11 protein-coding genes and 1 pseudogene are annotated in these 12,885 nt (G+C 73.2%); 4 read left to right on the top strand and 8 right to left on the bottom strand.

What is annotated here, in order from left to right:
• Positions 1–92 precede the first annotated feature (92 nt).
• A complete protein-coding gene (locus tag OG242_RS21500) occupies positions 93–545 on the bottom strand; it encodes a MarR family winged helix-turn-helix transcriptional regulator (RefSeq protein WP_405899709.1) in 453 nt (150 codons plus the stop codon).
• Positions 546–694: 149 nt separating this feature from the next.
• Here OG242_RS21500 and OG242_RS21495 point away from each other — a divergent pair, with 149 nt between their 5' ends.
• On the top strand, positions 695–2,791 hold the full coding sequence (locus OG242_RS21495) for a TPM domain-containing protein (protein ID WP_405899708.1): 2,097 nt from the start codon (positions 695–697) through the stop codon (positions 2,789–2,791).
• Positions 2,792–2,834: 43 nt separating this feature from the next.
• Complete coding sequence (locus OG242_RS21490; RefSeq protein ID WP_405899707.1) at positions 2,835–3,548, top strand: PspA/IM30 family protein; 714 nt, start codon at positions 2,835–2,837, stop codon at positions 3,546–3,548.
• 27 nt (positions 3,549–3,575) lie between these two features.
• Here OG242_RS21490 and OG242_RS21485 read toward each other — a convergent pair whose 3' ends face one another.
• From OG242_RS21485 to OG242_RS21470, 4 genes and pseudogenes are all read right to left on the bottom strand, one after another.
• Complete coding sequence (locus OG242_RS21485; RefSeq protein ID WP_405901686.1) at positions 3,576–6,140, bottom strand: SpoIIE family protein phosphatase; 2,565 nt, start codon at positions 6,138–6,140, stop codon at positions 3,576–3,578.
• Between the two features lie 193 nt (positions 6,141–6,333).
• Positions 6,334–6,762 carry an ATP-binding protein gene (locus OG242_RS21480; protein ID WP_405901685.1) on the bottom strand — a complete coding sequence of 143 codons (429 nt, stop codon included), beginning with the start codon at positions 6,760–6,762 and terminating at the stop codon, positions 6,334–6,336.
• A 224-nt stretch (positions 6,763–6,986) separates the two neighbouring features.
• Complete coding sequence (locus tag OG242_RS21475; protein ID WP_405901684.1) at positions 6,987–7,388, bottom strand: NUDIX domain-containing protein; 402 nt, start codon at positions 7,386–7,388, stop codon at positions 6,987–6,989.
• A 6-nt stretch (positions 7,389–7,394) separates the two neighbouring features.
• Positions 7,395–7,916 (bottom strand): annotated as a pseudogene (locus OG242_RS21470) (PadR family transcriptional regulator); the annotation flags it as partial.
• Between the two features lie 109 nt (positions 7,917–8,025).
• Here OG242_RS21470 and OG242_RS21465 point away from each other — a divergent pair.
• Positions 8,026–9,402: an MATE family efflux transporter gene (locus OG242_RS21465; RefSeq protein WP_405899706.1), complete on the top strand. Its 1,377-nt coding sequence runs from the start codon at positions 8,026–8,028 to the stop codon at positions 9,400–9,402.
• Between the two features lie 18 nt (positions 9,403–9,420).
• On the opposite strand, the gene OG242_RS21460 is transcribed toward OG242_RS21465, so the two are convergent.
• Positions 9,421–9,606 carry an SPOR domain-containing protein gene (locus OG242_RS21460; protein WP_018518989.1) on the bottom strand — a complete coding sequence of 62 codons (186 nt, stop codon included), beginning with the start codon at positions 9,604–9,606 and terminating at the stop codon, positions 9,421–9,423.
• A gap of 268 nt (positions 9,607–9,874) precedes the next feature.
• Positions 9,875–10,627: a GntR family transcriptional regulator gene (locus OG242_RS21455; RefSeq protein WP_405899705.1), complete on the bottom strand. Its 753-nt coding sequence runs from the start codon at positions 10,625–10,627 to the stop codon at positions 9,875–9,877.
• A gap of 202 nt (positions 10,628–10,829) precedes the next feature.
• Between OG242_RS21455 and OG242_RS21450 the strand changes: the two genes are divergently transcribed.
• Positions 10,830–12,215: a glycoside hydrolase family 18 protein gene (locus OG242_RS21450; protein ID WP_405899704.1), complete on the top strand. Its 1,386-nt coding sequence runs from the start codon at positions 10,830–10,832 to the stop codon at positions 12,213–12,215.
• Between the two features lie 67 nt (positions 12,216–12,282).
• Here the strand turns inward: OG242_RS21450 and OG242_RS21445 are convergent, their stop codons facing one another.
• Entirely contained in the window at positions 12,283–12,591 is a 309-nt protein-coding gene (locus tag OG242_RS21445) for a hypothetical protein (RefSeq protein WP_405899703.1), read from the bottom strand.
• Between the last annotated feature and the right edge of the window lie 294 nt (positions 12,592–12,885).

The following is a 12,885-nucleotide window of genomic DNA, read 5'->3' as shown; positions in this document are numbered from 1 at the left end:
CTCCTTGGGGGGCGGTGCTTGGGGTACTGGGCGCTTGAGGCAATGGGTGGCGAGGTGGGCGCCGGCCCCCGGCGCGGGTGCGGCGCGAGCGGTCAGGAACCGACCAGGCGTTCGATGAGGGCGACGGCCTCGGCGACCGTGCGCCGCTCGTGACCGTCGAGTTCGGCGCCGACGGCCTCGGCGAGCCAGTTCCGCTTGGCGGCCCTGACCTCGGCGAGGGCGGTGCGCCCGGTGTCCGTGATCGACATGACGGACTTGCGCCCGTCGGCCGGGTCCGGTGCCCGCCCGACGAGCCCCTGCCCCTCCAGCGCGCCCAGGGTCAGCCGCATGGACTGGGGGCGTACGAACTCGGCGCGCGCCAGGTCCGCGGTGGTCGCGGCGCCCCCGTCGTCGAGCCGGGCGAGCACCGAGCGCTGGGTCGGGGTCAGCAGCGACTCCGACGAGGAGGAGCGCAGCCGCCGCAGCAGCCGGCCGACCACGGAGGCCAGCTGGTCCGCCACCTCCTCGGCCGTGGGGCCGGGGGCCGCCCCAGATACTTGCGTCATGCATTCACCGTACGAGAACGACAGGCGGACTTGCAAGGAAACCTGTCGTTCTCCGGCGGCCACCAAAGGCAGGGGCGGCCACCGCCGCGCAGCGCCTCGTGTCGCGGCCTCCCGAAGCGGGACATAGCCTCGCAAACGTGACGCCGCCCGTGAGTCGAACCCGGATCCTCATACCGGGCCGGGCCCTGCTCGCCGTGCTGTTGACGGCGTGCTGGCTGGCCCTGGCCCCCGCGCCCGCAGCCCGCGCCGACGACCCGGTCACGCTGTCCGGAGACGGGCAGATCACCGACAAGGTGGGCGCCCTCGGCGACCGCGGGCCCCAGGTGGTCGCGGCCCTCGACCGGCTCTACGACGAGCACCGGCTCCAGCTCTTCGTGGCGTACGTACGCGACTTCTCCGGGCGCTCCCCGCAGGACTGGGCCGACGAGACGGCCGACCGCAACGGTCTCGGGCGCGACGACGTCCTGCTGGCCGTCGCCACCCACGCCCGGCAGTACGCCTACTCCGTCGACCAGGACGCCCCGCTCACCGACGCCCAGCTCCGGGACGTGGCGAGCACCGCGATCGAACCGGCGCTGAAGGAGAACGACTGGGCGGGCGCGGCGATCGGTGCCGCCGACGGCTACACCGCCGTCCTGGCCGGCGAGCCCGTCCCCACCCCGGCGATCACCCCGGGCGCCTCCGACCCCGGCTCCGGCTCCGGCTCCGGCGGCACGAGCACCGGGGACCTCCTGCTGCCGCTCGTCCTGCTCTGCGCGGTGGCGGCCGTCGCCGCGTACGCGTTCCTGCGGCGCAAGCGGCGCGCCACCACCCGTACGACACCCGGCGCGACCGGCTGGGGCGGGGCAGCGCCGCCGCCCACCCCGCTGCCGGAGCTCGACGCCCGGGCCAAGGAGACGCTCGTCGCCACCGACGACGCGGTCCGCACCAGCGAGGAGGAACTGGGCTTCGCCACCGCCCAGTTCGGGGAGGAGGCCGCAGCGCCGTTCGCCGAGGCGGTGACGTACGCCAAGGGCGAGCTCACGGCCGCGTTCCGGCTGCGCCAGCAGCTCGACGACGCCTTCCCGGAGGACGACGCGACCCGCCGGCGGATGCTGGACGAGATCATCGGCCGCTGCGCGGACGCGGACGGCCGGCTCGACGCGGTCTCCGAGGACTTCGACCGGCTGCGCGAGCTGGAGCGCGAGGCGCCGCAGGCCCTGGCCGCCGCCGAGACCGCGTTCCGCGAGCTGACCGGCCGCGTCCCGGTCGCCGAGTCCGCGCTCGCCTCGATGCGCGAGCGGTACGCGGAGCAGGCGTCGGCCCCCGTCGCCGGTGACGCCGAACAGGCCAAGGACCGGCTGGTCTTCGCCACCTCCTCGCTCAACCGGGCCCGCCAGGCGGTGGACGGCGGCGACCACGCGGCGGCAGCCGTCTACGTGCGGGCCGCCGAGGGCGCGATCGGCCAGGCGGGCACCCTCGTCGACGGCGTGGAGCGGCGCGCCCGGGAACTCGACGAGGCGGCGGACCAGCTGCCGGCCGCGCTCACCGAGATGGAGACGGACCTCGCGGACGCGGGCGGGCTGCTCGAAGGCACCGCACAGGGCGCGTCCACCGCCGACCTGCGCGGCCGGATCGCCCGCGCCCGGTCGGTGGCCGGCGACGTGCGCGCGGAGCAGGGCGCCGGCCGGTACGACCCGATCGACGCGCTGCGCCGGGTGGAGGAGGCGGACGCGGCCCTCGACGAGGCGCTGGCCGGTGCGCGCGAGCGGGAACAGGGCGACGCACGGGCCCGCTCACTGCTCGACGGGGCGATGCTCACCGCGCGCTCGTCCGTCGCCGCCGCGGCCGACTTCGTCACCACGAACCGGGGCGCGGTGGGCAGCCAGGCCCGGACCCGGCTGGCCGAGGCGCAGCGCCGCCTGGAGCGGGCCGCCGCACTGGCGGGCACCGGCGACGCGCAGGCCGCGCTGACCGAGGCGCACCGGGCGGACGCCCTGGCCGGCGAGGCGCGCGCGCTGGCCGAGCAGGACGTGCGCGGGTACGGCTACGGGGGGCGGGGCGGCCCCGGCGGCATGGCGGGCGGGGGCGGCGGGGGCATGGGCGGCGCGGTCCTCGGCGGCATCATCCTCGGCGGCCTGCTGGGCGGGGGCGGCGGCCGGGGCGGCGGCGGGTTCGGGGGCGGCGGCTTCGGCGGGGGCGGCGGGCCCGGCAGCTTCGGCGGCGGAGGCACGCGGGGCCGCCGCGGCGGTGGCGGCCGGTTCTGACGTATCGCCCACAAACAGCACAACCCCATCCAGGAGAGGTGCCATGAGCAAGCAGACCGTTCTCGGACGCGTCACCCAGCTGGCGAAGGCCAACATCAACGCCCTGCTCGACCAGGCCGAGGACCCGCAGAAGATGCTGGACCAGCTGATCCGCGACTACACGGCCAACATTTCGGAGGCCGAGCAGGCGGTGGCCGCCACCATCGGCAATCTGCGTCTGATGGAGCAGGACCACGTGGAGGACGTGGGGGCGGCACGTGAGTGGGGCGGCAAGGCGCTCGCCGCCAGCCGCAAGGCCGATGAGCTGCGGGCGGGCGGTTCGGGCCCCGAGGCCGACAAGTTCGACAACCTGGCCAAGGTCGCGCTCGGCCGCCAGCTCCAGTCGGAGAAGGAGGCCAGGACCGCCGAGCCGGCCATCGCCGCGCAGACCGAGGTGGTCGACAAGCTCAAGGCGGGCCTGGACCAGATGAAGGCCAAGCTGTCGGAGCTGAAGGCCAAGCGGGACGAGCTGGTGGCGCGCGCCAAGTCGGCGCAGGCGCAGAACCAGATGATGGACTCGGTGAAGAGCATCGACGTCCTGGACCCGACCAGCGAGCTGAGCCGGTTCGAGGACAAGGTGCGGCGCGAGGAGGCGCGGGCCCTGGGCAAGCAGGAGCTGGCCGCCTCCTCGCTGGACGCGCAGTTCGAGCAGCTGGACGCGCTGGGCGACAGCGCCGAGGTGGAGGCCCGGCTCGCCGCGCTGAAGACGACGAAGTGAGCCGGGCCGCGGGGCGTGTCCGGCGGCTCAGAACATGCTGAGCAGTTCCTCCACCGAGCGCTCGGCGGCCGGCCGGCCGTCGGGCAGCGCCAGCTCGAACCAGACGGTCTTGCCGCGCGGCGTCCGCCTCGCCCCCCAGGCCGCACTGAGCAGCCCGACCAGCTGGAGGCCGCGGCCGCCCTCGTCCGTGTCCCGGGCGCGCCGGCGCCGCGGCTGGACGAGACCGGCGTCCCAGACCTCACAGACCAGGGTGCGGTCGCGCAGCAGCCTGAGCCGGATCTCGCCCTCGCCGTAGCGCAGGGCGTTGGTGACCAGCTCGCTGACCAGGAGTTCGGTGGTGTCCACCAGGTCGTCCAGGCCCCAGGCGGTCAGCTGGTCGCGGGCCAGTTCGCGGGCGCGGCCGACCGAGCGGGGCTCGCGGGGCAGCCGCCAGTCGCCGACCGCCTCGGTGGGCAGCCCCTGGATCCGGGCCATGAGCAGCGCGATGTCGTCCTCGCCGTGCCGGGTGTGGAGCGAGCCGAGGACCCGGTCGCAGACGTCCTCCAGCGGCCGGGCCGGTTCGACGAGGGCGTCGCGGAGCGCGGCCAGGCCCTCGTCCAGCGGGTGGTCGCGCGATTCGACGAGCCCGTCGGTGTAGAGGGCGAGGAGGGCGCCCTCCTTCAGCTCGACCTCGACCTCTTCGAAGGGCTCGCCGCCGACGCCGAGCGGCATGCCCGGCGGTACGTCGAGGAGCAGCGCGGCCTCGCCCGGCTCGACCACGACGGGCGGAAGATGGCCCGCGTTGGCGAAGGTGCAGCGCCGGGTGACCGGGTCGTAGACCGCGTAGACGCAGGTCGCGAGGTACACCTCGGAGAGGTCCGCCTCGCGGGACTTGCGCGCGGCGCGGGCGGGCCACTGGGCTCCCCCGCCGCCGGAAGCGGAGGCCGCGCCGGGGGTGCCGAGGCCGCGGGCGATCTCGTCGAGCGCGGAGAGCACCTCGGCGGGTTCCAGGTCGAGCAGGGCCAGCGTGCGCACGGCGGTGCGCAGTTCGCCCATGGCCACGGCGGCGCGCAGGCCGCGTCCCATCACGTCGCCGACGACGAGGGCGGTGCGGTGGCCGGGCAGCTCGATCACGTCGAACCAGTCGCCGCCGACCTCGTTGGCGGTGTTGCCCGGGAGGTAGCGGCAGGCGATGTCGAGCCCGGCGGCCTCCGGGTCGCCCGGGGGCAGCAGGCTGCGCTGGAGGATCAGGGCGCGTTCGTGCTCGCGGCGGTAGAGGCGGGCGTTGTCGATGCAGACGGCGGCGCGGGCGGCCAGCTCGGTGGCCAGCGCCCGGTCCCGGTCGTCGAACGGTTCGCTGCCCTTCGTACGGGAGAAGCGGACGAGACCGACCACGGTGTCGTGGGCGACCATCGGCACGGCCAGCGTGGACTGCACGAAGCCCCGGTCGTCGCCCGGCACGTCCTTCACATGGCCGGTGCGCAGCGCGACGGCGCTGGGCGAGCCGAAGGGGTAGCGGTGGACGGCGCCGAGCTCGGGGGGTGCGGCGGTCCCGCCCGGCGGGCCGGAGTCAGAGGCGCCGGGGGCGGGGCGGGGCGGGGCGTCGGACACGGCGCTGGCGAAGGCGACGCGGCGCAGTTCGGCGGAGCCGCCGCCGGCTTCCCGGGGCAGGGCGCTCCAGCTGCCGGGCGCCGCCTCCTCGCCGGTGAGCAGGGCCTGGTAGAGGTCGACGGACGCCAGGTCGCAGAAGACCGGGACGGCGACGTCGAGGAGTTCTCGGGCGGTGGTCTCCAGGTCCAGGGAGTTGCCGATGCGGGCGCTCGCCTCGTTGAGCAGGGCGAGGTTGCGGCGGGCGCTGGCGGCCTCGCGGGCGGCGGTGTGGCGTCGGGTCACGTCGGTGGCGAGGCCGGCGATGCCGATGGGGCGGCCCGATCCGCTGTGCACCCGGTAGAGGTTCATGGACCAGTGGCGCCGCTCGGTGTCGCCGGGGGCCGTGCCGACGAGCTGGAGGTCGGTGACGGAGCTGCCCGTCTCCAGTACCCGTTCGAGGGTGGCGGTCAGGCGGTCGGCCTCGGCGCCGGTGAGGTAGTCGTCGACGGTGCGGCCGCGGTGGTCGTCGGCCCGGCCGCCGAAGACGGTGGCGAAGCGCTCGTTGGCGCGGACGACGGTGAGGTCGGTGCCGAACAGGACGAAGCCGAAGGGAGATTGGCCGAATATCGCCTGTGAGGCGGCGAGATCCGTCTCGATGCGGCGCAGGGCGCGGACGTCCACGACGATGCAGACCGCGGCCCGCTCGCCGGTGGCCGTCTCACTGGGCATCACATAGATCTCGGCGAGCCCGTGCGTGCCGTCCTCGCCGGGTATCCGGAAGGGGACGAGGCCCGTCCACTCCTTGCCGTCGAGCACCTCGCCGACCCTGCGGTGGCCCTCGCGCCGGACCTCGCCGGGCAGGAACGCCTCGACCGGGTCCTTACCCACCGCCTCGTGCGCGGCCACGCCGAAGAGACCGGCGGCCCGGCGGCTCCACTGCTCGATCAGCCCGTCGGGCCCGATCGAGAAGGAGGCGACTCTGATGTAGTCGTAGATCGAGCCGGGCGGACTGCTCTGCCACACGACGTCGCCCGCTGTCCCAGGTATTTCGCTCACGCGACCGTCCCCTCCAGCTCACACACCGGACCGGTCATGCCCGCAGTATTCAGCACTACGGCCCCGTCCGGCACGGCGTTCACGATCACAGCACGGTCTCAGTCCCTTTCAGCCAGGTTCTTCCCGACCTCCGGTGATCGCTGTGCGTCCCACCTCACTCCTAACCAGGCAGAGCCAGCTCGAACCACACCGTCTTGCCGCTCTTTCCCCGCCTGGTCCCCCAGCGGCGGGCCGCACAGGCCACGAGCTGGAGTCCTCTGCCGCTCTCGTCGTCGGGTCCCGCCGTACGTTCGGTGGGCGCATCCGGAACCGGATCGGAGACCTCCACCAGCAGTCCGGGGCCGGCGCACGGGTGGTCGCCGTCGGAGTGGGAACGCAGCAGCCGCACCCCGATGGGGCCCGGTGTGTAGCGCATGGAGTTGGTGACCAGCTCGCTGACCAGCAGAACGGCCTCGTCGCCGACGGCCGAGTCGAGCCCCCAGTCGCGCAGCGCGTCGTGGACGGCGTGCCGGGCGGTGCGCACGGCACCGGGGACGGCCGGGAAGCTCCACTCGGCGCGGTCGCCTTCGGTATCGGTCACGCCGATCACTCCCAAGAGCCGGCAATGGTGACGTCCTGTGCGCGGGGACTAAACATCACATACCCGATATTCAGGTCAAAATACCGCCGGGCTCGACACGCGGGGCGTACGGGTGTACGGCCGTGCGCACGTACGGGTGCCCGGGAAGCGGGGGCGCACACACCGGGCGCCGCGCGCCGCACCACGATCACTCCGCCCCGAAGGCGTGCGCCTCACCACGACATGGCCGGGCGTCAGGCCAGGTCGCCCGACGCCTTGAGGTCGTCGAAGAGCAGCTGGTCGACGGGCGGCACCCGGTCCCGGTCGGCGTACGAGAACCACGCCACGTCCTCGATCTCGCTGCTGGCCCTCAGCTCACCGGTGAACTCGGCGGTGTAGCAGGCCATCCGGACCACCGCGCCGTCCGGGAGGCCGGGCCCGCCGGCCTCGTAGGTCCCCGCGTGGGCGACGGATTCCGGGTCGATGCGGACCGTCAGCTCCTCCTCGATCTCGCGCACAAGGGTTTCGAGGTCGCTCTCGGCGCCCTCCCGCTTGCCGCCCGGGATGTAGAAGACGTCCTTGCCACGCGGGCGCGCGCACAGAATGCGGCCGCCCTCAATGCGCACCCACGCCACCGTGTCGATCAGTACCGGCACCGTCCCGCCCTCCAGTTCGCCGATCGCCTCGGCCAGCCACTTCTTCTCCTCGGTGCCGGTGGCCCGGGCGACGCGCAGCATGCCCTGCCGGAAGAGTCCGGGCGCCTGCTCGGCCCGCACCGGCTCGCCCTCCCGGTAGAAGAAGCTCGCCGGGACGTCGAGGAAAGCCCGCCTCCGGCGCAGGACGGCCGCCTGCCCGGCGCGGTCCGGAAGGTGGTGGAGGAACGCGAGCAGCGTGAAGAAGCGCTGCGCGTCGGTGATTTCGGCCTCCTTGGGGTGCCCGAGCCGGGCGTACAGCTCGTCGCGCCCCGCCTCGGTGAGAGACAGGACCCGGCGGGGGGCCGCCCCTGTGCCGGGCTCGGTGCGCTGATCGACGAGGCCCGCCTTCACCAGCCGGGAAATGGCCGGATAGAGCGCCCCGTCGCTGACCGGGCGGATGTGGCCGCTGAGGGCCTGGATGCGGGCCTTCAGCTCGTATCCGTGCAGGGGCTCCTCGTGGAGGAATCCCAGAATCGACAGTTCCAGCACGCGCCGAGCTCCTTACCGCGTCCATCATCCTGCTTGCCCACCCGTCGCCCGCATGTTATCTCTTTCCGCTGTACCTCGATTCGAGGTACAGCGGAAAGAGGGGGCGCCCATGGAGACGGCGGAACACCGGCGCACGCTGGTGACACTCGCGTATCCGGTCTACTTCGAGCTGCTCGCGGGGGTCACGGCCGGGATCATCAACATGGTCTGGGTGGCGCGGCTCGGCGGAGCGGCGGTCGCCGCGGTGGCCGCCGCCACCAACGTCGAGAACCTGCTGCTCGGGGTGATCCTGGTGGCCGGCTCGGGTACGACGGTGCTCGTCGCGCGGGCCAGCGGCGCGGGCGATCCGGCGGCGCTGCGCTCGGCGGTACGCGGCGGCTGGGCGCTGTGGGCCGTGGTCACCCCCGTGGTGGCCGTGGGGGGTTACCTCTGCCGCGCCCCGCTGGCCCGGCTGGTCCTCGGGGCCGGCGACGGCGGCGCACACGCGCTGGCCACCGGCTACTTCGCGGTCGCGCTGCCGGGCATCGCGGTGTTCTTCGCGACCAACGTCGTCGACGGCATCCTGAAGGGCGCGGGCGACACCCGTACCCCGATGAAGCTCGCGGCCCTCGCGAACGGGCTGATCCTGGGTCTGGACCCGCTGCTCGTCCTGGGGTTCGGGCTCGGGGTGCGCGGCGCGGCGATCGCCACCGTGCTGGGCCGGACGGCCGCGCTCGTCTGCGGTCTCGTGGCGCTGCGCCGCAACGGCGTGCTGCGGCGGGCCGCCTCGGCGGAGCCCGGGCCCGGCCTGGCCGCCGACGCGCGGAGGACCGCCGCCACGGGCCTGCCGATGTCGGCCGATTTCGTCGCACGGATGGCGGGGGCACTCGCGCTCGTCGCGGTCGTCGCCCGCATCGGCGTCGACGAGGTCGCCGCCTACGGGATCGCGACGAAGGCGATGTACGTCGCGACGATGGCCTTCTACGCGGTGCGCCAGGCCGCTTCCATCCGCACCGCCCATCTGCTCGGCGCCGGGTGCGACGCACGGCGGGCCATCGGGCGGCAGGCCCTGCTGGTGGCCGCGGCGCTCGGTCTGACCGCCGCGGCAGCGCTGCTCACCGCAGCGCCCTGGATCATGCGGGCGTTCGGCAGCGAGGGGGCGGTGGCCGGGGCCGGGGCGCTCTATCTGCGCTGCGTGGGCCCGTATCTACTGCTGCTGGCCTGCTTCATCGCGCTGGGCGGCGTCTTCGAGGGCAGCGGTGGCAGCCCAATCCTCGCCCGCGTCACCGCCTGCGGGGTCGTCGTCCAACTCGCGCTCGCGTACGGCCTGTCGGGGTGGGGCCTGCCGGGCATCTGCCTGGCCATGGGGCTCTCGATGGCGCTGCAGTGCGCCGCCGTCGCCGCGCTGTACCGGCGCACGGCGCACCCGGGACACCCCCGGACCCCCGCCCCGGCGCCCGGCAAATCCCCACCCCCGAGCAACTCCGATGGCGCACCGGCGCACTAGCCCCGTGCGCCGCACCCCTCAAGGCCGGGCGGTCTGCTCGATACGCTCCACCCAGTACAGCTGCTTGTGTCCCCGGTCCTGCAATTTGTCGGCGGCCCGCTGGGCCTCGCCCTGCGTGGCGTACCTGCCCACGCGGTAGCGGTTGCCGTTGTCGTCCTGCCGTATCACCAGCCAGGAAAGCACCGCACCGCTGTCGCTGCTCATCGCGTTTCTCCCGAGCATCGCGCCCCTCCCCTGAACGACGTGCACGCTTCTAAGGAACTCCAGGAAACTCCAGTCCGCATATGCCCGAGCGTACGCCTGACCTTCACGCAACGGATACGCCTTTACACAAAGAGGTACCGATCCGGCCAGGAACGGACCAACGCCCTGGGGGCGCATTCATGTGAATGCGCCCCCAGGGCGTCGCAGGGGTTCCGTCACCGCCGGGACCGGAGCCCTGCCCCTCGGACGAGCGCCCGGCCGGCCCGGGTCACCTCACCGGAAGCCGGTAGCCGACCCGGTAGCGGTCGGCGGGCACCACCACGTCGGCGGTCTCGACGGGCCGCCCCGACGCGTAGAAGGTCCGCTCGATCACCATCACCACATGGCCCGGCACCCCGCCGAGCGCCAGGAGCTCCTCCGCCAGCCCCGGGCGCGCACCGACCTGCTCGGCCACGTTGTCCACGACCACGTCGATCGCGGCCATCCGCTCGACCACCCCGCAGCCGCCCAGCGGGCCCTCCTCCGGCAGCATCACCGGCGTGCGCCCCGTGACCGCGAGGGGCTCCCAGGAGGTGGAGAGCATCACCGGCTCGCCCGCCTCCCGGAACACGTAGTGCGTACGCATCACGCGGTCGCCCGGTTCGATCCCCAGCCGGGCGGCGATCTCCTCGCTCGAATCCTCCTGCTCGCTGCGCGACTCCCAGGTGCCGCGCACGCCGTCCGCCGCCTGCTCCTGGCGGAACGGGCCGGCACCCGCCTCGGGCCGGAAGCCGGAGCGCTCGATCATGCGGGGGACCGGCCGCTCGCGCACATACGTACCGGAGCCGGAGCGGCCCTCGACCAGGCCCTCGGCCATGAGGACCTTGCGCGCCTCCAGCGCGACGGTGTCCGAGACTCCGTACTCCTCGCGGATGCGCGCCTGCGAGGGCAGGCGCGTATGCGGCGGCAGCGAACCGTTGACGATCTTCTCTCTCAGATCGCTCGCCACGCGCAGATAGGCGGGCTGCTCACCGAAAGCCACAGGCCACTCCCCAAGAGGTTGACGGACTGCGACAGCGTCGCAACCGTGGGTTCCGTACCGCAAGCGCAGGCCACGGTTTCACTCGAAGTGATGACATTGAGCGGGCCTGCGCATAGTCCGCCCCGGGTCGGCCGGAACGCCTTTAAACCGCCTTTGCCAAAGCCTTGACCGCGTTTGGTCCAGACCAATACCTTCTGGCGTCATGCGTCGAAGAACACTGTCTTCACTCGCCATCGCCGCCTGCGCCTTCACGCTCGCGGCCTCCTTCTCCCCCGCCGCCAACGCCTCGGCCGGACACGGCAAGCACGGCGGCGGCCACGGCCACCACGGCTCCGCGCCCGACTACAAGCGCGTCGGCTACTTCACCCAATGGGGCGTCTACGGGCGCGACTTCCAGGTCAAGGACCTGGAGACGAGCGGCACCGCGGCCAAACTCACCCACGTCAACTACTCGTTCGGCAACGTGAGCGCGGACGGCAAGTGCTTCACGGGCAATGTCCCCGGCGAGGCCGACGCCTGGGCGGACTACGTCCGTCCGCTCGACGCCGCCGGTTCCGTGGACGGGGTCGCCGACACCGACGACCAGGCGCTCGCGGGCAACTTCAACCAGTTGCGGGAGCTCAAGGCCGAGCACCCGGGCCTCAAGGTGATGATCTCGCTCGGCGGCTGGAGCTGGTCCACCCACTTCTCCGACGCGGCCCGCACCGCCGCCTCCCGCAAGGCGCTCGTGGCTTCCTGCATCGACCTGTACATCAAGGGCAACCTGCCGGTGGACGGGACGCGCGGCGGCGAGGGTGCGGCGGCCGGTCTCTTCGACGGCATCGACATCGACTGGGAATGGCCGGGATCCGCCGGTGACACCGACACGGTGTACCGCCCGGAGGACAAGCGGAACTTCACCGCCCTGGTCCACGAGTTCCGCACCCAGCTCGACGCGTACGCGAAGCAGGCGGCCAAGGCCCAGAGGGGCCGGCACCACGGCGCGAAGCCCAAGCACTACGAACTCTCGGCGTTCGTCCCGGCGTCCCCCGAGAAGATCGACGCGGGCTTCGACGTGCCGCGCATCATGCGGGACTTCGACTTCGTCAACCTCCAGGGCTACGACTTCCACGTCTCCGGCGAGGCGAAGACCGCCCAGCAGTCCGCGCTGTACGCGAAGGGCGACTACAGCGTCGACCGGACCGTGCGGGACTGGCTGAAGCGGGGCGCCCCGGCGCGCAAGCTGGTGATGGGCATGCCCTTCTACGGCCAGGGCTGGACGGGTGTGACCGGCGGCGGCGACGGTCTGGGCCAGCCGGCGGCGGGCCCCGCCCCGGCGACCTGGGCGGCCGGCTACGAGGACTACAAGGCCCTGAAGCAGCTGGCCGAATCCGGTACGTACAAGGTCCACCGCAACACCCGCGACGGCAGCGCCTGGCTGTTCGACGGCACCACGCTGTGGACGTACGACGACCCCCAGGTGCTGCGCACCAAGACCGCGTACATCCGCGACCACCGGCTGGGCGGCGCGATGTTCTGGTCGCTGGACGGTGACACCGAGGACGGCGAGCTGATCACGGCCGTCGACCGCGGGCTCTCCCACCGGTAGGAACACCCCGAACACACCCCCCGGGGGCGGCTGCGTACCGGCAGCCGCCCCCAGGTCGTGCGTACGGTCACCAGTCGACGGTCTCCGTCCAGACGGACTGGATGTAGCCCGAGCCCCACGGGTTGGTGGCCACGGACGCCTGGCCGACCGGTGCCCAGTCGCCGAGGACGATCCGCTGCGGAAGGCGCGGGTCCAGGGCGTTGAGCACCGCGTGGACGCGGTGGTGGCCGGTGCCGCCCGTGCACAGGCTGGAGATCGTGCTGCCGGCACCGCCCCCGTAGGAGACCGTGCAGTTGGCCGGCGCCGCCTGGGCGGAGGGGGCCGCGGTCAGCATCGCGCCGACCGCGGTCATGGCAAGGGCCGCGGTACCAATCACACTGCGCTTCCCGAACATGTGACTCCTTGGGTCCAGTGAGTGGGTCCAGTGATGAGGAGCTCGCCGCGATCCGCCCAACTCCCCGCATGTGCAGGTTTCCTGACACACCAGGAGATCGCGTGAAGGATCCTGCACACATCCGGCCACGCTGACAAGAGCGTTGCCCATATTTGGTCCAGTCCAATCGGGGGCGCGGAGTCCGCATAGGGAAACCCCTCGGCATTCGCCCGGTGCCTGGCAGCCCCGACGGCCGGCTCCCCACACTCGTGCGTCGGCACCGCCCTCACCACCCCA

This window comes from Streptomyces sp. NBC_00727 (assembly GCF_045161745.1).
Classification (GTDB): Bacteria; Actinomycetota; Actinomycetes; order Streptomycetales; family Streptomycetaceae; genus Streptomyces.
The sequence above is the reverse complement of the archived record's forward strand: the minus strand, read 5'-3'. Positions and strand labels throughout refer to the sequence as shown.